The sequence below is a fragment of the Helicobacter suis genome (genome assembly GCF_902196125.1).
In the GTDB taxonomy this organism is placed as follows: domain Bacteria; phylum Campylobacterota; class Campylobacteria; order Campylobacterales; family Helicobacteraceae; genus Helicobacter; species Helicobacter suis_B.
In genome coordinates this window covers 57,154-80,279 of the sequence record NZ_CABIKG010000003.1, presented here as the reverse complement: position 1 = coordinate 80,279, position 23,126 = coordinate 57,154, and the positions used below count along the sequence as shown (strand labels likewise).

Here is a 23,126-nt window from a genome sequence, read left to right as displayed (position 1 = left end):
GCTGGCATTATAGCCAAAAAATCAAAGCACGGGCTTAGATAGGGGATTTGATTTAGATAAAAACTCTTAAGTTAGCAAATTTGCTTTATCGTAAAAAGAGCAGGTTAGGTAGATGGTTTCTTTGTAGAGTAGACTACCTAAATTTTGAGCTAAAAAGTCTATAAAGAGAGTTTTTGGGTAAAAGCCTTAAAATTTTAACAAAGTTAAAGATGGGAATGTGTTTGTACTTAGTATCAAGTAAGACTAGCCTACTCCTCCATTCTTTATAGCTCTTCTTCTCTCATGTTTGTCTCGTCTAACACTTAATGTTATGGAGTGAGGATACATAGCTATTAAAATCCACTAGAAGTGTTAGAACTCACTAATGGGCTTAGAGATTATAATCCCACTAGTATTGGGTATTTGGAGGGCGCACTAAATCATATCCACAAGATGGCTATTACAGAGTATCTACAAAAATGCTAGGACAGCGCAAGAGTTAATAAAGAGATTTTAGGCAGCGTGTAAAGCTTTGTTCTTTAAAGCAGATGTATAAGCATTTTTTAAGTGCATTAACCTGTGTTTGCTACACTGTAGTCTAGCACAAAACTAACCAAGAGGTATAACTTTCAAAGGTTTCTAGGTACTCATGAATTATACTAGCTAGTGGCACTTCTAGTGGATCAACAAATCTTTTTCTAGCCTTTGCCGCCTTCACCCTGTCCTCTAGCTGATCTAGCGCTCTAGCGCGGTTTTTCTCTGTATCTTTAAGCTTTAGGCTCTTGCGTACCCTCTTGCCATCTTCTGTATAGTATTCAGCATAAAGCTGATCTTTTCGTGTATATACGCGCATATGTTCCCTTTGTTTTAAATTTGTTAAGGCTACTGGCCTTTGTGTGATCATTTTGTGCACCCCCCTTGGGGATTTAACCCACCATAATTTGGCGGTTTTTTCAAATGGCTCTGGCTACGGCTAGGGTTTAGATGTTTTAAAGTCTCTAGCTTTGGGGGGTTTAGTTGGTTTGGGGGTTGGGGGTGGAGAGGATAATTTTTACTCTTTTAAGCCACTTCAGGTTAAAATAAAATAAAAATTCTAAGGATTTTTATGGATTTGCCTCCCTTTGATCTAGCCTTAGAAAAGCATTATTACAGCATTTGCCAAGACAGAGGCTATTTTGAAGTAGATAAAGATACAAGTAAACCCCCCTTTGCCCTCATGATGCCCCCGCCTAATATCACCGGGCGCTTGCATATGGGGCATGCGCTTACTTTTAGTTTGCAAGATATTTTAGCGCGCTTTAAACGCATGGACGGTTATCGCGTACTCTACCAACCCGGTTTAGATCATGCCGGCATTGCTACGCAAAATGTCGTAGAAAAGCAACTATTAGAACAAGGAATCAAAAAAGAGGATATTGGCCGTGAAGCTTTTATCCAAAAGGTTTTAGAATGGAAAGAAACTTGTACAGATCAGATTGTAGAGCAAATGCAACAACTAGGCATTTCTTGTGCGTGGAGTCGCTTGCGCTTTACTATGGATATAGGGTTAGAAAGGGCGGTTAAACAAGCATTTAAAACATGGTTTGATCAAGCTCTGATCGTGCAAGGAACTTACATGATCAATTGGTGTTGTAAAGATGGTGCTTTAGCAGATATTGAAGTGGAATATGCAGAAGAGCAGGGCAAGCTTTATCATCTACGCTACTTTTTAGAGCAAGGCGGATTAGTCATCGTAGCCACTACGCGCCCTGAAACTTTATTTGGCGATGTAGCATTAATGGTACACCCAGAAGATACACGCTATAAACACCTCATCGGTCAAAAGGCTATTTTACCCCTAAATGGGCGGGTTGTTCCTATTATTGCTGATTCTTATGTAGACCCTAGTTTTGGGAGTGGCTGTGTTAAAGTAACCCCCGCGCATGATTTTAATGATTATGAGGTGGGCAAGCGCCACCAATTAGACTCTTTAGTGATCTTTGATGAAAAAGGTATTTTAAATGCCCATGCGGGTGTATTTGCCAATCACGATCGCCTAGAGGCTAGAGATTTAATTGTGCAAGCCTTGCAAGAGGAGGGCTTTATAGAAAAAATTGAGGATCACACCCACCAAGTGGGCAAGTGTTATCGCTGTAATAGCTCTATTGAGCCTTATATTTCTAAGCAGTGGTTTGTTAAAAAAGAGGTGGCACAAGATTCAATTAGAAAAATCAAACAAGGTTTAGCCCACTTCTTCCCCTCCCATTGGCGCAATAATTACAACGCATGGATGGAGCAACTGCGTAATTGGTGCATTAGCCGCCAACTCTGGTGGGGGCATCGCATTCCTATTTTTACTTGTGCTAACCACCACCAATTTGTCAGTTTAGATAAACCTAGTGTATGCCCTAAATGTGCTAATACCCATTTAGAACAAGACCCTGATGTACTAGATACTTGGTTTAGCTCAGGGCTTTGGCCCTTTAGTACTCTAGGCTGGGCTCAAGAAAATCTAGGTTTAGAAGGGGTTTTATTTGATTCTCATGATTTAAAAGATTTTTACCCCAATAGCGTTTTAATCACTGGTTTTGATATTTTATTTTTCTGGGTGGCGCGCATGCTTTTGGCGGGAGAAAGTTTTTTAGGCAAGTTGCCCTTTAAGCATATCTACTTACACGCCCTCGTGCGCGATGAAAAGGGCGAAAAGATGAGTAAATCTAAGGGAAATGTTATTGACCCCTTAGAGATCATTAAAACAGAGGGGAGTGATAGTTTGCGCTTTGCTTTGGCTATGCTTTGTGTACAGGGGCGAGATTTGCGCCTAAATAAAGAAGTGATCACCCAAGCGCGCCATTTCACCCATAAACTCTACCATGCAAGTTTGTTTTTATACAAAAGTTTAATAGAGGCGGGGGGGAATTTGCAAACAGATTTAATCAAGTGTTATAGCACACTAGGGCGGTATGCCAAATCGCGTTTAAATGCCACCACTAAAGAGGTGCGCCTTGCGCTTGAACTGTATCGCTTTAACGATGCGGCTACAATTTTGTATCGCTTTTTTTGGGGGGAATTTTGCGATTGGGTGGTAGAATTTTCTAAAGCTAGCAAAAACACCCAAGAAGCCCCCCAAGTTTTTAGCGAGCTCATTTCTGTTTTTAAAGAAGCTTTATTACTACTTCACCCCTTCATGCCCTTTATTAGCGAATATCTCTACCACCATTTAAGTACAACTTCTTTAGAAAAAGACCCCTCTATTATGATAAAACCCTATCCTAAAGAAGAGAATTTAGATTACACACTAGAGACGCGTTTTAATGCCATTAAAGAGGCCATTACAGCCATTAGGCGGCTAAAAATTCTTTTAAACACGCCAATTCAAAAGGTGTATTTAGAAAGTAAAGTAGCTTTACAAACAGAGGATTTACAATTTATTAGCAAACTAAGTAAAGTTTTACATTTAGAGTTAGTGGATAGTAAACCTGCTAAGAGTTTGAGTGATACAGGCGAGTTAGGGCGCGTACATGTGAGTTTGGAGGGGGTTGATCTGAGTGCACTCATTGCGCGTTTACAAAATCAATTAGAAAAACTGCACAAAGAAAAAAGCAAACTTAATTTAGATAACCCTAATTTTTTGGCTAAAGCACCCAAAACCCTTTTACAAACGCTACAAACGCGTCTGCAAGAAATCCAAGAAAGACAGACTCAAATTGAAAAAGAACTTAAAATATTACAAGGATAATTAAATGTTTGATACGCTAACCCAATCCTTTAAAAATGCCCTCGCTAAAATCCGTTTCCAAGACGATGCAAAAGCTTTAGAAAAGGCTTTAGAGGAACTTAAAAAAGCTCTTTTGCGCAATGATGTCCACCATAAGGTGGTTAAAGAACTGGTTAAAAATATTGAGGCTAAAACTAAGGCTAAGGGCATTGGCAAGCAACAATTCTTTGATGCCCTGCAAGAGAGTTTATTAGAAATTTTAAGTGTACCGGGTTGTTCTAGTGGGTTTGTTTATGCCCCTATGCCCCCCACTATTGTTTTGATGTGTGGACTACAAGGAGGGGGTAAGACGACTACCTGTGCTAAGCTGGCACACTATCTTAAAACCCGCCATAAAAAGGTTTTATTAGTGGCTTGTGATTTAGAACGCCTAGCTGCTGTTGAACAGTTACAAGTTTTAGGTACACAAATTGGTGTAGAGGTTTTTTACCAAGAGGGTTCTATTTTAGAGATTGCTAAGGGGGCGCTAGATCGTGCTAAAGAGGGGCAATTTGATGTGGTGATTGTGGATAGTGCGGGGCGTTTGGCCATTGATCAAAACTTAATGCAAGAGCTTAAGGCTTTAAAAGATTTAATTAAGCCTTCAGAAACCTTTTATGTAGCCGATGCGCTCAGTGGGCAAGATGGGGTGCGCTCGGCTGCAACTTTCCATACAGAAATAGGTTTAAGTGGGGTGGTTTTAAGTAAGTTTGATAGCGATAGCAAGGGTGGCGTTGCGCTAGGTATTGCCCACCAATTACAAATCCCCTTGCGTTTTATCGGGCATGGGGAGAAAATCCCAGATTTAGATATATTCATGCCAGATCGCATCGCTAATCGTTTAATGGGAGCGGGGGATATTGCAAGTTTAGCAGAGAAAACGGCTAGCGTGATTGATAGCAACGATGCTAAAACGCTGTCTAAAAAACTCAAAAAAGGGCAATTTAATTTCAATGATTTTTTAGAACAAATTGAAAAGATTAAAAAATTAGGCTCTTTGAGCTCTTTAATTTCCATGATACCCGGGTTAAATAATGTGGCTAGCGCGCTTAAGGGGACGGATTTAGAAAACTCAGTAGAAATTAAAAAGATAAAAGCGATGGTCTCTTCTATGACCCCTAAGGAGAGAAACGATCCAAGTATCTTAAATGGAAGCCGTAAAAAACGCATCGCCTTAGGTTGTGGGTTAGAAGTGGCTGAGATTAATCGCATTTTAAAGCGTTTTGATCAAGTTAAAGATTTGGCTAAAAGAATGAGTTCTAAGGGTGGGGTGGCGCATTTATTACAAACACTCCAACAAACCGGTATGCCCAAGAGATAAGATTAAACTATTAATTTGGCAAGTTCTTAGCCTCACAGCTAAGCAAAGATTAGGTATAATTTTAAAAACTTTTTAGGAGAATTTTCATGAAAAAAGGTATCCATCCTACATACATTCCATGCAAAGTTACTTGTGTAACCAGTGGCAAAGAAATTGAAGTACTGAGCACTAAAAGCGAATTAAGGATTGATATTTCTAGCTTTTGCCACCCTTTTTATACAGGTAGTGATAAAATTGCCGACACCACCGGACGCGTGGAAAAATTCAGACAAAAATATAAAATGCAATAATTTTGCTCACCTTATTACCCACTCCCATTGGTAATCTTAAGGATATGACTATGCGCGCGCTGGAGGCTTTGGCTAATTGTGATGTTTGTTTGTGTGAAGATGTGCGCATAACCAAACGGCTGGTGTTTTTGCTCAAACAACAAGATTGGACAGCTCCATTAAAGAGCACACAACCCAAGCGCTTTTTACCCTTCCACTCTCATAACCAAGAGGCGTTTTTAAACCAAGTTGACCCTTCCTTTTTTACTAGCCAGCATGTAGTATTTGTCAGCGATGCGGGGTGTCCTTGTGTGAGTGATCCGGGGGCTAAATTAGTGGCATTTGCCCAAGAACATGGAGTTACTTATGATGTTTTACCCGGGGCAAGCGCGTGTATTAATGCTTATAGTGCTAGTGGTTTTCAATCTTCCTCTTTTTATTTTGTAGGCTTTTTGCCCCCTAAGAGTTTGAATCGGCGTGCTATGCTTACTAAATTACGCGGTGTTGCTCCCCTCTTAGTTTTTTATGAAAGCCCTAAGCGTCTTTTGGACATGCTAGCCGATCTCAAAGAGATCTTTTCAGATGCAAAAGTGTTTGCCATTAAGGAAATGACTAAATTAAACCAACAACACTATAAAGAGGAGATCTCTACTCTCTATGACAAACTTAGAGGTGCTAGTGCTAAGGCTTTACAAGGTGAATGGGTATTGGTGGTAGAAAGCCAAGTTAATCAAGAGCCTAGTTTGTCGGCTATAGAAATTGAGCGCATGGATTTACCCCCCAAGATCAAGGTTAAATTATTGGCTAAATTGATGCAGATAAGCCCTAAAGAGTTATATACGCGTACTTATAAAAATCCATGATTGTCTTTGGTAAGCAAGTTGTGTTGCACATGCTCATGTACTATCCGGATATGATCTCTGTGCTGTACTTGGCTAAAGAGGTGGATAAAAAAACCTTTAACTTATTTAGGGCACACCAAAGGGAGTATCAAAGCCAAATTGTTAATTTAGATTTTAAAAAAGCCCAAGCGATGGCCAAAGGGGCTAATCATCAAGGTTTTTTAGCTAAAGTTTACCCCCCACAAAAAGATAGACTAAAGGATATTAAAACTCTTGATAAAGTTTTAGTACTCTGTGGGCTAAGCGATGTGGGTAATGTAGGGGCTTTGTTTAGAAGTGTGGCCGCTTTAGGCTTTGAAGGGGTGATTTTAGATTCGCACATGCCCTATGAGGGGTTGGTGCGCTCTAGTTTAGGGGCGTTATATGATGTACCCTTTTGTGTGTGTCAAAATATTTTAGATGTTATTTGTGAACTCAAAGAGGCGGGGGTGTTTTGCTATGGAGCGCATGTTAGGGGGCAAGATGTGAAAAATGTCGTGTTTACACACCCATTAGCTTTATTTTTAGGGAGTGAGGGAATTGGCTTAAATTCTAGGATTTTAAATAAAATGGATCAACTTTTACACATCAAAATGCAGGGTAAAATGGATTCTTTAAATGTGAGTGTAGCGGGGGCAATTTTAATGGATAGGGTGAGAGGATGAATGAACAAGAAAAAATAGAAGCGCTAGATCGGGCACTGGTACTATTACAAGAAAAGGGAATTAAAGAGATCGCACAAACCACTAAGATTGCTAACCCACGAATCAAGGCAATTTTAGAAAAGGATTTTAATTCATTGCAAAGAGTACATGCGGTAGGGTTTTTACAGATTTTAGAAAAAGAGTACCGGATTGATCTAAGCCAGTGGCTAGTGGAGTATGATAAAAAAAATTCCTTTGCCGGCTCTAAAGAAAGCCCTAAAGAAGTAAATACCACTCCAGCGCCACAAGAGCAAAAAGTAAAACAAGAGCCAAAGCAAGAGCAAGAAAAACCCCTACCCTTTTTAGACGCCAAGCGTGTAGGGGATTTACCCCCCCCTAAAATCTCTTATGAACGAAAAACTTCTAAATGGGTTTTTATCACCCCTATTATCGTGCTAGCCCTTGCTTTTGGTTTGTATCTGCACTATAGTACTAACACCACTCAAGAAAGTATATCAGAAGATACCCCTAAAACAAAAAACCCGGATTTACCCCCTCCTTCTGAGCCCCAAATAACTAGCACACAATCTACCCCCACTCCACAAGAACAAAGCACACAAACTAAACCCTCAGAGCAAAACCAAGCACAGCTCAAACCCGCTCAAGAGTCTTTAGATTCAAACCCCGCCCCCTCCGGTTTAAAAAGTGCAGAAAATACGCCACCCTCTAATACGCCTAATACGCCCCCTAAAGAGGAGCAACCCCCCAAAGAAGAGACAGAAAAATATCCCATGATTGAGATCACGCCTAAAGAAGAGGTGTGGATGGAAAGCATTGACTTACGCACTAAGGATAAAAAACAAACATTTCTTAAAGAACCTTTTACTTTAAACACACAGGGGCATAAGTGGCTCTTAGCCTTTGGGCATGGGAATTTATCCATAAAGGCTAATGGTAAACTCTTAGATTTTAAACGCGATCGCCCCTTGCGTTTTCTCTACACCCCCAAAGGAGGGTTACGGCGCATTAGTCTAGTTCATTACCAAGAGCGTAGCCGGTGAGGTTGGTTTTACTTATCGTAGCGTTTTATTTTTACTTAAGCGCTGATGCCCTAGATAGCAAGATCAAAAGTTTAATGGATCGTGCGTTTTATCAAACCAATAAGAATTTTATCCAGCGAGTCTTTAGCCATAAAGAGGCCTTTTATGAACAAGGGACTTTACAGATTCAAAAAGTGATCAACGCCCTTAAGGAAAATGGCCTACTACCCCTTAAATTTAAAAAACCTAGTTCCTTACGCGTGCGTTTTGAGGCCAAAACCTCCCCGCTTCTCTTGCTTAAAACAATTCGAAGCGTGCTTTCCTCTATGGGATATGCTTATTTCCCTATCCTAGAAGTTACACATAATCAAGATCAAAGTAGCGCTGTTTTTGCCCTCAGTACAGAATATGCCCTCGATCCTACCCTGCTTGCTAAACTCTTTGCCAAACAAGGCTTTATACTGCTAGATTTAAAGCGCAATAGCCTTAAAGATTGGAGTTATACTTTCCAAGTTAACACCCCCAAACTAGCCCATGCCACTACAATTATCCCAGTTAGTGATGGAATAGAGTTAAAAGAAATTAGCGGGGTGTATTGGCTTGATATGACTGATAGTGGTAAATTAATTATAGTGGCTAATGATAAAGAGTGGCAACCCCAAGTTAGCGTTTTTGATGCTACTTTGCACATGTTAAACTACACGGCTACAGATACCCCTACAGAAAAAATTAGCCTAGATATTACAGATAAGGTACGCTTTGTACGGGTAAGTGATGTGAATAACCCTTTAGTTTTAAAGGGTGGGATTAAAGTTTGGTTAGAACCTATAAAGCGCTGATATGCAATATTTCCTACTAGGCACTTGTGGGCATGTTGATCATGGCAAAAGTGCTTTAATTAAGGCTTTAACAGGATTTGATGGAGACACTAGTATACATGAACGCATGCGTGGTATTACCATTGATTTAAGTTTTACAAGTTTAAAAACTTCTAAACGAACCTTAGGGTTTATTGATGTACCCGGACATAAAAATTTAGTCTCTACTATGATTGGAGGGAGTTTTGGATTAGATGCAACCTTGCTTGTAGTAGATGCCTTTGAGGGGTTAAAAGAACAAAGTTTTGAACATGCTTTAGTACTCTCTTTATTACAAATTCCTTGTTTAATTGTTTTAAGTAAAGCGGATAAATGCTCCAATATTAAGACTCAAGAACAAGCTATTATCAAAGCACTCAAACCCTATTCTCTTTGTATTTTAGGCGTACTAGCCTGTAGTGTTTATGACCCTAAGAGTATCCAAGCCCTTAAAGACTTTTTACTCCAATATCCCTTTAGCAAACGCCAAACCAACCAAGATTTAAACCATCTTTTTAGGCTTTATATTGATCGTGTTTTTATGATACAAGGGCGCGGAGTGGCTGTAAGTGGCACGGTGCTTGGAGGCTGTATAAAACAAGGGGATAAAATCACCATTGCACCCTTATCTAAAGAGGTCAGCGTTAAAACCTTGCACCAACATGGGGAGGAAGTTAAACAGGCTCATATCCATGAACGCGTGGCGCTACACTTACAGAATGTAAAAGCTACAGAATTACAAGAGGGCATGCTTTTAACCCTTAAGGGGTATTTGCGTGGGTTTGATAGCATTGATGTAGAATTATACACCTATGATAACCCCGCGCTTAAGCATAATCAAAATATCACCCTGCAAATTGGGACACTCAAACTACAAGCTAGGGTGTTGATCTTGCAATACCCTTATGCGACTTTAATCTGTAGCCAAAAAATCTTTGCATGTTATTTAGATTGCATCATCATTAGCATTAACCAGCGTGTTTGGGGAGCAGCCTTAGTACTTAACCCCATTACTGATTTACTCAAAAAACCTATCAAATTAGCTTTACTTAAGGCGCTATCTTGTAAAGATTTAGCCCAAAGTTTTAATATCTTAACTAAAGCGCATAAAAAAGGCTTTGGATTGCTCTCTTCTATGCAGCGCTTTGCTTGTACAACGCATAAAGCGCTAGAAATTGCTAACACTCTCCCTGATGTCTTAGTAGACTCACAAGAGTGTGTACTCTATGCCCCTAGTACTCTTAAAAATGTGATTCACACTCTTTTAAATATTTATAAAAACAACCCCCAAGCGCTTTTAAGCGCTAAGAGCCTAAACTCTAAGCACAACTACATTAGCCCCTATTTGGCTACTTTGGCTTTTAAAGTCCTAGAACAAAGAGGGCAATTACAAGAGAAAAAAGGGCTGTGGTTTTTAAAAGGTCTGGTTTTAGAAAATTTACAAGACAAACTCCAAGATAAACTTTATCAACTCATTGCACAGGCTAAATTTAGCCCCCAAGCTCCCTATAATCTTTACGATCTCTTAGATGTGGATCGAAAAATTGGGGATTTAGCTTTAAAAACTCTATGCCAACAACACAAAGTGATACGGTTATGCCATAATGTGTTTGTCCAAAAAGAAGCCTTAGAAGAGATGGTACATTTAATGAGGGATTTATTAAACACGCATAGAAGTTTAGATATCCATTTGCTTAAAGAAAACCTATCTCTCTCGCGCAAATACTGTATTGCTTATTTAGAATATTTTGATCGTTTAGGTTATACCCATAATCACAATGGCCAACGCACCCTTAAATCTTAACCTAGTTAAGGCATGTAGTGAACTACATTGGCTCTAAACGCAGACTATCTAGTTTTTTACTCAGTAGTATTGAAGATACTTTAAAATCCCATGGGGTCTTGCTTGCAGACTGTGTTTTTACCGACCTTTTTTCTGGAACAGCAACAGTAGGAAGGCTGTTTAAAAACCATGTGAAACAAGTGCTAAGTAACGATCAAGAGTTTTATAGCTTTGTGCTAGCCAAGCATTATATTGAAAACACCAAACCTTTAAAACGGGCTAGAGAACTCATTAATGCCCTTAATCATCTCCGGCCTATTAAGGGTAAAATTTATAAACACTACGCTTTAGGGGGCGGTGAGAAACGGCAGTATTTTAGCGATACAAATGCGATGAAAATTGATAGCATGCGTACCCAGATTGCACAGTGGCAAGAGACACGAGCCATTAATCAAGCCGAATTTTACTTTTTACTCACCTCGCTTTTAGAGTGTGCGGATAAAGTGGCTAACACGGCCTCTATTTATGGTGCTTTTTTAAAACATCTTAAAAAAAGCGCACAACAAGATTTATTTTTATCTCCCGCTGCTTTAGAATTAAGTACAAATCCCCACTATGCCTACCATACCGATGCTAGCAAACTTATTAGACAAATTAAAACCGACATTTTGTATTTAGATCCCCCCTATAACCAACGCGAATATGGGGCTAATTACCATGTATTAAACAGCATTGCCATTTATGATGATTTTATCCCACAGGGTAAAACTGGTCTTAGAATCTATCAAAAATCTGCATGGTGTAAAAAGTACGCCGCCTACAAGGCCTTAGAATATGTGATTAAGCATACTAACGCGCGCTTTATCTTTTTAAGTTATAACAATGAGGGTTTATTAAATTTAGAGGAAATTAAAACTCTTTTTAGTAGGCATGGTAACTACAGCCTTAAAAGCCAAGTGTATCAGCGCTTTAAAGCTAATTGCAACTCCCAAAAAGAGGGCACGATAGAGTATCTGCATGGATTGGAGAAACTAACACAAGCTAGGATAAAAGATACGCAAGGCTAATTGATGATTACTACAAAGAATTTAAAAGAGGTACTTCTAGCTTTAGGGTTTGAAGGGGAGAGTGTACTGAAAAAATCCTATGAAGTGGGGGCTAGTATTGAGGTGGATTTTAAAAACAAAAACATCACATATACACCCCTTGATTCAAATTTTAAAGAGGGAGAATATCCAAGTATAGATAAGCCTAGTAGAGGTTTTGTAATTCACAGAAACACAACCACTAATTTTAAATCTAATGAAAACTTTGTGTGTTTAATAGTTGTACATAAACTTTTAGAAAAAGGTTATAAACCAGAGCATATTATCTTAGAGCCTAGCTTTAGAGTGGGGCATAACCAACAGGTTTATGGCGATATTTTAGTGCTTAATCAGAACTTTAAAAACTTAGTTTTAATTGAGAATAAAACCTATGGGGGCGAGTTTAGAAAAGAGTGGAATAACATGCTTAAAAACGGCGGGCAACTCTTTAGTTACTATGCTGTTAATAACACCCCCTATCTGTGTTTACTAGCCTTTGACAATGAAAACAAGTATGAAATGCGCCTGATTTTTATGCAAGATAATTTAGACTACCTAGAGCGCATTAACGCTACACTTAAAGAGGAGGATAAAAAGCGCGGTTTTGGTGATCTCAAGAACACTAATGCTAAAGATTATTTTGAAGTGTGGCAGTCAACCTATTCTTCAGTCTCCACCACTAAAGGTCTTTTTGAAGCAGATATACAGGCTTATCAAATTGGCAAGGAGAAATATAAAACCAGCGATTTATCTGTTGTCTCTAAAGATCAAATTGCAAGTATTTATCACGAGTTTGCTACGATTTTGCGCCACCACTCTATTGGTAACTACGAGAATAGTTTTTATATTTTAGTGGATTTGTTTTTATGTAAGGTTATTGATGAGATTAAAAACCCAGATGATTTACAATTTACCTACAAAGGTGTGATTGCAGATAGTCCTTTTGATTATTGTGATCGGCTATTAAATCTTTATGAAATAGGTGTTGAAGAGTTGTTTAACAAAAAAGTAGTGAATGTGAAAAAAAGCGCGATTAGCCAATTATTTAAAGACGCTAAACGCTATGAGGGCAAGTTTAAAAAAGAGCTAGATAGTATTTTTGATCAACAAAAATACTTTAATATCAAAAAGTTTAACTTCATTGAAGTAGAAAACGCTAAGGAGTTTGATTTAAACTTCCAAGTATTAGTACAAGTTGCTGGGCTTATTCAAGATTTATACTTGAGTGAAAGCGAATCTAACCAATTTTTAGGCGATCTCTTTGAAGGGTTTTTAAACCGCTCAGTACACCAAACAGAAGGGCGTTTTTTCACGCCTATGCCTCTTACTAATTTCATGATTGCTTCTTTGCCAAAGATCAGTTCGCACCCTAAAGTGCTTGATTTTGCTTGTGGAGCGGGGCATTTTTTAACAGAGATTGGGGCTTATAACCCTAGCGCAGAAGTTTATGGCATTGAAAAGAATAAAGATCTCTCTAAAGTGGCTAAATTAGCCTGTATTTTGCATAATCCTAAGAGTAATAGCCACATTATTTTTCAAGATGCCCTAGATTTTATCCACTCTCAATACAAAGAAAGCTATGAACAGGGTAGTTTTGATTTGCTTTTGAGTAACCCGCCTTACTCTGTTAAGGGGTCTAGCCTCTTGTAATAATCCTTGATTTTCTAATTCTGCTTTAAATTGGTTATAACTTAATCCACTTGTTTTACTCTCTGGGCTAAGGGTGGTTTTAAGATTATCTAGTTATACAACCTCAGCACATATTTTTAAATCACTTATACATATCGTAATAAAGAAACTTTCTAATACCTTTATAAATTCTTGCATTGCGCTCTTGAATGTATTGCTCTTTCCATTCTGCTTCATAGCGCTCATCTCTTCCTAATTCTAGTACTTCGCTTAGATAAGATGGCGCTTCTTTATAAGTGTCTTGCTTCTGTCTAAAATTCCCATTTTTGGCTTTTGCATTTAAACATTTGGGTAATAAAAGTTTATTGCCAATATGCTCCACATATTGCCCTCCCCACGGCTTACACTTAGGCCGGATATGCTCCACTTCTAACAGACTCTCTTTTTTTCTCTTTTTATCAATGTAGGTATATTTTTCTGGGATAGCTTTAAAACCATTGTGGATATAGGCATACAAAAGTAAAAAAGGTTTTGATTTGGGTGTGGCAAGTCGTTCACAAAAATCCTCAAGAGAAGGAAACTTAGGCATACTCACTGAGGGTATGCTATGAAATACGGTTTGGTTAAACTTTAAAAAGAAAGTTTTTAGCTCAGTGGATTTATTAGAAGAGAGGGTATATAAAACCATGGTTTTTAGTGGTCGGAACAACCCAAACTCTAATAACTTAAAAATACGATCAGAAGAATCCTCTTCTTCAGGAGAATCTTTAAATACATCTCTATTCTTCCACAACAAACAACTTACAAATTGCTCCCATTGTTTGTTTGGGAATTCATTAAGTACACGCCAATAGCACAATGCCCGTTCATTTAAATAACTCTCCGGGGTACTCCAAAATTTAGCCAAAATTTTAATAAAGGACATGAATTCCTCTTTGTTATCAAAGTATTCTTTCCCTTTACCTTTCTCAAAAAATGGTAGAAGGCGGATAATTTGGGTATCTTTTTGCTCAGCCATAAAAGCGTGCCAATGTGTAAAGAGAAAGTCTAGATCAAAATCTGCATGAAAACCTTCGCCAATTTCCTCCCAGTCTTTCTCAAAATCCTCAAGTGCATCTAAAGATTTGTTCTTATAAAACTCATGCAAATGCCATTTTAAAATATACGATTCAGTAAGTGGCTTACCACGGGTATTTAGAGTTCCAAAAGTAGTCAGCGCCACTTGTTTGCTGTTACACTTATCTTTAAACACATACAGATCATTTAAAAGAAATTTACAAAAATCCTCCCATTTACCTTTTTCATTCAATTCTTCATAGAGTTCTTTTACCCTATCTTTGAAATACTCGTAATTTTTAACACAAAGCAACTTATTTTTTACCTCTTTTGAATACGATAGATTGGCCTCTTTGCTTAAAATTTTTCCTAGCGCTTCCCTATTCTCTTTTTTCTCCATACTCGCAACATTTCTCAAATGGCGTTGTTCATACTTAAAACCTTTATTATTCTCATAGTGCCACAAACATTTACCAAAATCCTTAGCATAGTCATTATTGGTATCTCTTTGTTCTTGAAAATGTGCGTAAAAAGCACGGAAGAGCAAATTAAAAGTGATGATGCGCTGTTGCCCATCTACAACCTCAAACACATCTGCATTCTCATTTTTTGGATAAACAACAACATAGCCTAAAAAATGACCATTTACATCGTTATTTTCAAAAGCTTGTTGTATATCCTCTAGTAGTTTTTCACATTCATCTAATCCCCACTCATAGGGTCTTTGGTATTTTGGAATTTCAAGGCTCATCTTACAAAGATTAGCAATAGATACTATTTCATGTTCATGGCCAAAATTTTTATTTATCTTATTCATCATTGATCCTTGATCATAAATCTAAACCACCCCCACAAGGATTATAATACAAGAAAACAAGGCGCGTAGATAGGTTTAATTTCTATACTTGCTTGATTTTGCTAGAGTAAATCTACTATTTTAAAAGCCTACAACCCCTCCCATGTTATAATTAAGGATTTTTAAATCAAGGGGTACGCGTGCAATATATCCGCTTTTATAAAGAGTTAAATAATAAAGATGTGGCTTTAGTGGGGGGCAAGAATGCTAGTATTGGGGAGATGTTTCAAGAACTAGTGCCCAATGGGATTAAAGTCCCTAATGGCTTTGCTATCACTAGCCAAGCCTATTGGTATTTACTTGAACATGGAGGCATTAAAGAGCAAATCATTAGGCTTTTAGAAAATGTAGATGCCACAGAATTAGATGTGCTAAAACAAAGATCTAAGCAAATCCGCGAGCTCATCTTTGGTACGCCTTTTCCGGCTGATTTGCGCGATGAAGTCTTTCAAGCCTATAAGATGTTAAGTGATGAGTATAAAATGCGCGAGGCAGATGTGGCGGTGCGCAGTTCAGCTACAGCAGAGGATTTACCCGATGCTTCTTTTGCCGGGCAACAAGACACTTATTTAAATATCAAGGGCAAAACAGAATTAGTCCACTACATTAAGGCTTGTTTAGCCTCACTTTTTACCGATAGGGCTATTAGTTACCGTGCCTCCAGAGGCTTTGATCACCTTAAAGTTGCTTTGAGTGTGGGGGTGCAAAAAATGGTGCGATCAGATAAGGGGAGTGCGGGCGTGATGTTTTCACTAGACACTGAAACGGGGTTTAAAGATGCGATCTTTGTTACTTCTAACTGGGGGCTTGGCGAAAGTGTGGTAGGGGGGCTTGTTAATCCAGATGAATTTTATGTTTTTAAACCCACGCTTTTACTGGGCAAACAGCCCATTATCAAACGCCAACTGGGTAGCAAAGCCCAAAAAATTGTCTACGCTAGCCGTGGGAGCGAAAACCCCACTAAAACCATACCCACTACCCAAAAGGAAAAAAGTAGTTTTTCTCTTAGCGATGTAGATTTATTAAGTTTAGCCCGCTATGCCATTATTATAGAGGAACATTACAGCAAAGAGGCCGGGCAGTATCGTCCTATGGATATTGAGTGGGCTAAAGATGGAGATAGCGGGGATATTTTCATTGTGCAAGCCCGTCCTGAGACTGTGCAGAGTCAAAAAAAGAGCCAAGAGCGGGTTTATGAAAAGTATCGCTTTAAAACAGAGGAGAAAAGAGAAATCTTACTCGTAGGCAGGGCTATTGGGAATAAAATTGGAGCGGGCAAAGTACGCGTGATTAATAGTTTAGATCACATGAATATTTTTAAAGAGGGAGAAATTTTAGTTACAGATAACACCGATCCAGACTGGGAGCCTCTCATGAAAAAGGCTAGTGCGGTGGTTACAAATAGAGGGGGCCGTACTTGCCATGCGGCTATTGTGGCGCGTGAAATTGGTGTACCTACTATTGTGGGGGCTTTGGGGGCAACAGAGTCGCTTTATACGGGTATGGAGATCACTATTTCTTGTGCAGAAGGGGAGGAGGGCTATATTTATGCGGGTTTCCATGATTTTGAAATAGAGCGCACAGCCCTAGATCACTTAGAAGAACCCAAAACTAAGATTTATCTTAATATTGGCAACCCTGAAAAGGCCTTTCAATTCTCCCAAATCCCAAACCATGGCGTAGGTTTAGCGCGCATGGAACTTATCATGCTTAATCAAATCAAAGTCCACCCTTTGGCTTTAGTGGATTTGCACCACAATAAAAACATTAACGAACATAAAAAAGTAGAGGCTTTGATTGCAGGCTATGCAGGCCCTAAGGATTTTTTTATTAAAAAGATCGCTGAGGGAATGGGCATGATTAGTGGGGCCTTTTATCCTAAACCTGTGATTGTGCGTACAAGTGATTTTAAATCTAATGAGTATGCCCGCATGCTTTGTGGCTCTGTTTATGAACCCCATGAGGAAAACCCGATGCTAGGTTTTCGCGGGGCAAGCCGCTATTATTCTGATTTGTATAAAGAAGCCTTTTCTTGGGAGTGTGAGGCGTTGTGCATGGTACGCGAGCAAATGGGGTTAACTAATATGAAAATCATGATTCCATTTTTGCGCACGATAGAAGAGGCTAAGAAGGTTTTAGAAATTCTGCGTAAAAACGGACTAGAGTCTGGTAAAAACGGCTTAGAGCTTTATATTATGTGCGAGTTGCCTATTAATGTGATCATGGCTGATGACTTTTTAAGCCTCTTTGATGGTTTTTCTATTGGTTCAAATGATCTTACCCAGCTAACTTTAGGCGTAGATCGAGATGGGCAACTGGTTAGCCATGTATTTGATGAGCGCAACCCAGCAATGCTTGAGATGTTTAGGCGAGCAATTGAGGCTTGTAAAAGGCATGGCAAATACTGCGGCATTTGCGGGCAAGCGCCTAGTGATTATATAGAGGTGGCTAAGTTTTTAGTCAAAGAAGGGATTTCTTCGCTTTCTCTTAATCCGGACTCTGTAATTCACACTTGGAATCAAGTTGTGCAGCTAGAAAAAGAACTCAATCGTGCTTAAAAAAATAGGCATGGGGGCGGGATTAGCGTATTATTTTTATAAAACTTATAGGCGCTTGCAGGGTGTGGTTAAAGAGCCGGGGGTGGGGGATATTCTTTGTTGTGATTTACTTGGAGATTTAATGGAGCATTCCGGGATTTATGTAGGCCAATATGGCATTGTGGAATTATGTAGCAATGGGGAGGTGTGCCAAACAACCCCGCAAGGTTTTTTAAACAAGGCTTCTTACAAGGGGATTTATGTTTTAAGTAGGTGTACTAAAACAGGGGAGAAAAATAGCAAAGGCGAGGAATATGTACAGATTATAGGCGGGCTAGAGTATGTTGCAAAGAGGGCTTTAGAATCTGTGGGTAAAAAATTAGATTATCGTATAACTGCTGGATTAGAGCGCTATAACTGCCATAAGTTTGTGTGTGATTGTCTGCTAGAGGGGGCTATTAAAGGGGAGGAGTGGCGGCTTAAGGATATTAAGAAGACACTTTATAAAGTTATCCAGCAAAAACACCAACTCAAAGAGAGCGATCTAGGTTTTTATGAGTGGGATATTAAAGTTTAAAAAAGGTGGTGAGAAGTACTAAGAATTTTATAAGGCGGAGGTTTTAAATACAAAACCCTACTTTCCCCCCGCGCTAACAAATTGTATCTTTATAAACCGCCCAATACAAGACTAGCCGCCGCTTAGAAGTTGTGTTATTTTGGTTAAATTTAGGGTAGCATTGGAGACAAACTGATAGGGTGCTTTAACATGAGAGATATTAAAGTTTTTTTGTGCGATTGTGATGGGACGCTCACAGATGGGGGTATGTATTATTTAGAAGATGGAAGGGAATTTAAAAAATTCTGTGTAGCCGATGGGGTGGGTTTTGGATTGCTTAAAGCTGCTGGGATTAAAACCGGTATTTTAACCGGCGAGGTTACACCCATTGTAGAGCACCGCGCTAAAAAACTTAAACTAGATTATCTTTATCAAGGTTGTAGCCCTGAGGGCAAATTAGAAGCGGCGCGCGCTATTTGTGCTCAAGAGAATATTTCATTAGCCCAAGTGGCTTATATAGGCGATGATATTAATGACTTGCCCCTTTTAAAGCAAGTGGGCTTAAAAGCTTGCCCCAATAACGCCCAAGAAAGTCTAAAAAGTTTACCCCATATTGTAGTTTTAAAGAAAAATGGAGGAGAGGGGGCGGTGAGGGAGTGGGTTAACTTGATTTTACACCCTCAGTTGTAAATTTAGCTGTCTAAACGGTATAAGGCCTTTAACCTAATCAACCCCCAAATTTTCTAATCCCTTTTCAAAGTTTTTCAAGAGATCTTGTGAGATAAAGTTTTTATCATTTAGAATTCGTTCACAAAGCTGTGGGTCAATGTCAGCCAAGTAAGGGAGTTGCTCTTCAAACTTGTTTTCAAAAAGAATCCGTCTATTTTGTAAATCAGTGCGTCTGAAGTTTTCTAAGAAAGTTAAATCAGAGTATATATTATCTAGGGCGTTTTTTAGGATTTTAGCTTTAGCTTGGATCTCATTCTCATTTAATGTAATTCCATATTCTCTATGAAAAACATCTAAAATTTCTGAAAGCTTTTCTAACTGGGTTTGTGGCGCTTTTCTACCCTCTGCTTGAAAGGGCTTTAGCTCTGCTTGGCCTGTGAGTGTTAGTTTAGCCTCTTGTTCTTTTTCTAAACGATACTCTTCAAGCGCTACTACTTTAGTGATGTCCTCTGGATTTTTATCTCTTGGTAGTTTTTTAATGAGGGTTACAAGCAATCTAAAGAGTTTTTCTAAAAAGATGTCTGTAAAGGGCAAAATTTGTACCCAAAATTTATATCCTTTGATATAGGCTTTTGCCTTGCTGTAAAACTCTTGTTGTAAGTCTTGCTCTAAGGCGCTGTAGCGTCGTATCATCACATCTAACATGGCATGGATTTGAGATAAGAGGGCTTCTTTAAAGAGGGCTAAATTAAAATTTTCTACTTCTTCTTGGGTGTATACCCCATAATTATTTAAATGTGTTTTGAGATCAAAAAGCTTATTAAGATCGCTAGGTCCTTCTAAAGAGCTTTGTTTGTAGTAAGGTTCAAAGGCTTTAATAATCTCTTGAGCGTTATTAACAAAATCTAAAATACAAGTGTTTGTTTTATCTGGGTGTGTGCGGTTTAAACGCGAGAGGGTTTGTACGCAAGCCACAGCGCTTAAGGCTTTATCTACATACATCGTGTGTAACAAGGGTTGATCAAAACCGGTTTGGTATTTATCTGCCACAATCAAAAAGCGATAATCATCTCTTTCAAAGGCTTTAGGTGTCTGTGTTTCTGGCATGTGATTTAGGCTAGCTTCGCTATAAGTTTCTCCTTCTAAGTTAATCTCCCCTGAAAAGGCCACTAAGGCTTTATGCGGATATCCTTCTTGCTTTAGTTGTGCTTGAAAAGCTTTAAAATATTCAAGGGCACTCTTGCGCGAATCTGTAATCACCATAGCCTTAGCCCGCCCCTTAATTTGGGTATGTACACAGCTATAAAAATGATTAAGCATCACCTCTGTTTTAGCCTGAATGCTTTTGGGGTGATCTCTAATATAACGCTTAAGTTTTTTAAGAGCTAGGTTTTTTTCATAGTGTGGATTACTTAGGATTGTAGACACAACTTTAGCAAAATCTTTATAGCTGATGTAGCAAGCAAGTACATCTAAAATAAACCCCTCTTCAATGGCTTGTTTCATAGAATATAGATGAAAGGGGATAAACTTCCCTTGACTTGTTTGTGTGCCAAAAAGCTCTAAAGTTTCAGGCTTAGGCGTGGCGCTAAAGGCAAAATAAGAAGCGTTTGGTTGGAATTTCTTAGCTTGAATAGCCTTGTTTAAAAATGTCTCTAAGTCTTCTTGTTGGTTCTCTTGGTCTTTCCCTGTGGTCTTAGCAAGGTCTTGGGCGTACTTACCCCCTTGAGAGGAATGCGCCTCATCTATGATAATGGCAAATTTTTTATCACGCATGGAAGGGATATCCTCTAAGATATAGGGGAATTTTTGAATCGTGCTAATGATGATCTTCTTGCCCTCAGATATGGCCTCTTTAAGTTGTCTATTCCCTTTTGTGATAGCCTCTACAACCCCTTTAATAGAGCAAAAGGCTTCAATCGTGTTTTGTAATTGGCGATCTAAGATGATGCGATCGGTGATCACTAATACACTATCAAAAATCACCTTTTCTTGTTCACTTAAACCCACCAAAGCACAGGCTAGCCATGCAATAGAATTACTCTTGCCACTGCCTGCGCTATGCTGGATTAAGTAGCGCCCTCCCACACCCTCTTTTTGCACAATCTGGCATAACTTCCTCACCACATCTAATTGGTGGTATCTAGCAAAGATCACAGCCCCTGATTTACCCCCCGGTTTGATCATCTGTAAGATTAAGTGTAATAAACTATCTTTTTGTAAGATTTCTTCCCATAAATAAGCCGTTTTTATACCACTTGTAGCTGGATTACCCGCGCCACATTCTCTATCAAGTTCCCCACTCCCATCATTTAGCCCTCTATTAAAGGGGGTAAAGCGTGTCTTATCCCCCTCTAATTTAGTGCTCATATACACTAAATCATTATCTAGGGCAAAATGCGCGAGGGTGTGGTGTTTAAATAGGATTTCATGCGGGCTGCGATTCTTTTTATACTGCTCTATTGCATCCACCACGCTTTGCCCGCTTAATTTATTTTTAAGTTCAAAGCTAAAGAGTGGCAAACCATTTAAAAAGATCACCATGTCTAAAGAGTTGTTATTTTTAGTGCTATAGTGTAACTGGCGCACTACAGAAAAAAGATTACTTTGGTAGTTTTTCCAATTATCTGGATTTTTTTGGTTAGGGGGTTTGTCATAGGCAAGTTTAAAAGATACGCCTAAAACCTCCACCCCCTTTTTTAATATCTCAAGCAAACCCTCTTTTTCTATTTGGCTCTTTAAACGCTCAAAAAAGCTTTTTTGTAAATCCTTACTTCGTTTTTGTAAATCCTCTATTTGTTCAGGTTGGGTGGTTTGTAAAAACTTCCATAATAAATTAGTATCCAAACAAAGCGCTTTATTGTAGTCTTTGGGGTTGCGCTTAATATATGCGCTTTGGAGTAAATGCTTCTCTATTAAGTCTTCAAAGGATTTTTCATTATATCTTTGCATGCTTTGCCTTTAGAGGGATTTGGCCTAAAACAGCCTCACTAATAAGCGCGCTTTTATAATCTTTTAAGCCTTGTATTTGTGTTTGTAATTTAATCATCAAAGTATCTAGCTTGGCTAGCCTGTGATCTAAAAAGGCGGCTATAGCGTGTTGTTCTTGCAAGGGGGGAACTGGTAAAGGAATTTCTAACAATTCTTTGCTACTTAATGTTGAGCGGACACCTGTACCAAGAGCATTATAAACTCGCTTAAGGTACAAATCGTAATAGTAATAATAGAAATATTTCACACACAAAGCGGGATTAATTTTTGTTAGCCGAATATAGGCGGAGCTTACAATGCCTGTTTCATGGCACAAACCAACACGGCTTGTTTTGACATTGTCTAAATCTATTAGTTTAAATATGAGGTCGTTTTGTTTAACAATTTGGTATGTCCTAAAATCCGCTGGATTTAATCCACTACCACAGGTTATGTCTTTCCTAATCATGCCGTCTAAGGTTAATGCTAATCTATTTTGGCACTCTAAATTAAAATTAGGGATTTCTTGATTTTTGAAAAGTAGTCTACCTTTTTTAATCTCCCAATGCCCCGGAATATCCCCAAGCCACGCTACAGCGCTTGGTTTGAAGTGCTCTTGTGGGTTTAGCCCCTTAGTGGTTATTTTTGAGATTAAGGCCTGTTTATATTCCTTTAAAAGAGCAAGCATGCGCGTCTTTTTAGTAATGCATGCTGCAATTTTAGCGCATTTATGATCTAAAAAAGTAGCGATAACGCGTTGTTCTTTTAAAGGGGGGAGGGGGATTTTGAGGGTTTTTAAATTTTCGAGTCTCACTCTTATAACTTTAACTCCGCTTGTATATTTAGCCTTGAGACTTGCAAAATAAGTTGTTTGGAATACATAAGCGATAAATTTAGGGTTCTGTTTATGCCTATAGGCAAGAGTATCGCCGCCAATGCAAATATCCGCATTACCCAAGTAAGCCACAGCCTTACAAACTCCCTCAACATCTTCACTAACGCACGCAATGATCAGATCGCCATATCTAGCCTTTTCAAGCCGTTTGGCTAAAGCGGAGCTCACAAAGCTTTTTGTTTGGGTGGTGTAGGTGTTGTAATAGGTGTGGATTTGCCCATAATGGATAGCCCCTACAAGTGTGCCATCAGTATTAGCCGGGTGTAAATCAGCCTTAGTAAGCCCATTCCCGCGCACAAACTCCCCAATTTCCCCCAATCTCACCCATTTCACTTTAAACCCCTCTTTAAGCCACACCAAAGG

Annotated in this window: 17 protein-coding genes; 13 read left to right on the top strand and 4 right to left on the bottom strand. The window is 38.8% G+C overall.

Features of this window, described 5'->3' with window-relative positions; translation table 11 throughout:
- Nucleotides 1-577: 577 nt before the first annotated feature.
- Nucleotides 578-832, bottom strand: a complete 255-nt coding sequence (locus G6Q00_RS01805; protein ID WP_163531759.1) for a hypothetical protein — start codon at nt 830-832, stop codon at nt 578-580.
- A gap of 252 nt (nt 833-1,084) precedes the next feature.
- On the opposite strand from G6Q00_RS01805, the gene G6Q00_RS01800 reads away from it, so the two are divergent.
- The 10 genes from G6Q00_RS01800 to G6Q00_RS01755 all read left to right on the top strand — a co-directional run bounded on the left by G6Q00_RS01800 (nt 1,085) and on the right by G6Q00_RS01755 (nt 13,245).
- Nucleotides 1,085-3,697: a valine--tRNA ligase gene (locus G6Q00_RS01800; RefSeq protein WP_163531758.1), complete on the top strand. Its 2,613-nt coding sequence runs from the start codon at nt 1,085-1,087 to the stop codon at nt 3,695-3,697.
- Nucleotides 3,698-3,701: 4 nt separating this feature from the next.
- Nucleotides 3,702-5,036: a signal recognition particle protein gene (gene ffh / locus G6Q00_RS01795; protein WP_163531757.1), complete on the top strand. Its 1,335-nt coding sequence runs from the start codon at nt 3,702-3,704 to the stop codon at nt 5,034-5,036.
- Between the two features lie 86 nt (nt 5,037-5,122).
- On the top strand, nt 5,123-5,326 hold the full coding sequence (gene rpmE, locus G6Q00_RS01790; RefSeq protein ID WP_006564157.1) for a 50S ribosomal protein L31: 204 nt from the start codon (nt 5,123-5,125) through the stop codon (nt 5,324-5,326).
- A 2-nt stretch (nt 5,327-5,328) separates the two neighbouring features.
- Entirely contained in the window at nt 5,329-6,168 is an 840-nt protein-coding gene (gene rsmI, locus G6Q00_RS01785; RefSeq protein ID WP_163531756.1) for a 16S rRNA (cytidine(1402)-2'-O)-methyltransferase, read from the top strand.
- On the top strand, nt 6,165-6,851 hold the full coding sequence (locus G6Q00_RS01780; protein ID WP_163531755.1) for a TrmH family RNA methyltransferase: 687 nt from the start codon (nt 6,165-6,167) through the stop codon (nt 6,849-6,851). The genes rsmI and G6Q00_RS01780 overlap by 4 nt, the downstream gene beginning before the upstream one ends.
- Nucleotides 6,848-7,891, top strand: coding sequence for a hypothetical protein (locus tag G6Q00_RS01775; RefSeq protein WP_163531754.1), 1,044 nt, complete (start codon nt 6,848-6,850; stop codon nt 7,889-7,891). Before G6Q00_RS01780 ends, G6Q00_RS01775 begins: the two co-directional genes overlap by 4 nt.
- Nucleotides 7,888-8,709 carry a hypothetical protein gene (locus tag G6Q00_RS01770; RefSeq protein ID WP_240330922.1) on the top strand — a complete coding sequence of 274 codons (822 nt, stop codon included), beginning with the start codon at nt 7,888-7,890 and terminating at the stop codon, nt 8,707-8,709. Before G6Q00_RS01775 ends, G6Q00_RS01770 begins: the two co-directional genes overlap by 4 nt.
- A 1-nt stretch (nt 8,710) precedes the next feature.
- Nucleotides 8,711-10,531: a selenocysteine-specific translation elongation factor gene (selB, locus tag G6Q00_RS01765; RefSeq protein WP_163531752.1), complete on the top strand. Its 1,821-nt coding sequence runs from the start codon at nt 8,711-8,713 to the stop codon at nt 10,529-10,531.
- Nucleotides 10,532-10,548: 17 nt separating this feature from the next.
- A complete protein-coding gene (locus G6Q00_RS01760; protein WP_163531751.1) occupies nt 10,549-11,577 on the top strand; it encodes a DNA adenine methylase in 1,029 nt (342 codons plus the stop codon).
- A gap of 3 nt (nt 11,578-11,580) precedes the next feature.
- The gene (locus tag G6Q00_RS01755; RefSeq protein WP_163531750.1) at nt 11,581-13,245 is read left to right on the top strand and encodes an N-6 DNA methylase; all 1,665 of its coding nucleotides are present in this window, start codon (nt 11,581-11,583) and stop codon (nt 13,243-13,245) included.
- A gap of 121 nt (nt 13,246-13,366) precedes the next feature.
- Here the strand turns inward: G6Q00_RS01755 and G6Q00_RS01750 are convergent, their stop codons facing one another.
- Nucleotides 13,367-15,097, bottom strand: coding sequence for a DUF262 domain-containing protein (locus G6Q00_RS01750; protein WP_163531749.1), 1,731 nt, complete (start codon nt 15,095-15,097; stop codon nt 13,367-13,369).
- A gap of 179 nt (nt 15,098-15,276) precedes the next feature.
- Between G6Q00_RS01750 and ppsA the strand changes: the two genes are divergently transcribed.
- The 3 genes from ppsA (at nt 15,277) to G6Q00_RS01735 (ending at nt 18,919) form a co-directional block, all read left to right on the top strand.
- Complete coding sequence (gene ppsA, locus G6Q00_RS01745; RefSeq protein ID WP_163531748.1) at nt 15,277-17,694, top strand: pyruvate, water dikinase; 2,418 nt, start codon at nt 15,277-15,279, stop codon at nt 17,692-17,694.
- Nucleotides 17,687-18,250 (top strand): hypothetical protein, encoded by a 564-nt coding sequence (locus tag G6Q00_RS01740; protein ID WP_240330921.1) that lies wholly within the window; start codon nt 17,687-17,689, stop codon nt 18,248-18,250. The genes ppsA and G6Q00_RS01740 overlap by 8 nt, the downstream gene beginning before the upstream one ends.
- Nucleotides 18,251-18,439: 189 nt before the next feature.
- The gene (locus G6Q00_RS01735; protein WP_163531747.1) at nt 18,440-18,919 is read left to right on the top strand and encodes a KdsC family phosphatase; all 480 of its coding nucleotides are present in this window, start codon (nt 18,440-18,442) and stop codon (nt 18,917-18,919) included.
- 33 nt (nt 18,920-18,952) lie between these two features.
- On the opposite strand, the gene G6Q00_RS01730 is transcribed toward G6Q00_RS01735, so the two are convergent.
- Nucleotides 18,953-21,850, bottom strand: coding sequence for a type I restriction endonuclease subunit R (locus G6Q00_RS01730; protein WP_163531746.1), 2,898 nt, complete (start codon nt 21,848-21,850; stop codon nt 18,953-18,955).
- Nucleotides 21,837-23,096 carry a restriction endonuclease subunit S gene (locus G6Q00_RS01725; protein ID WP_163531745.1) on the bottom strand — a complete coding sequence of 420 codons (1,260 nt, stop codon included), beginning with the start codon at nt 23,094-23,096 and terminating at the stop codon, nt 21,837-21,839. The genes G6Q00_RS01730 and G6Q00_RS01725 overlap by 14 nt, the downstream gene beginning before the upstream one ends.
- Nucleotides 23,097-23,126 lie beyond the last annotated feature (30 nt).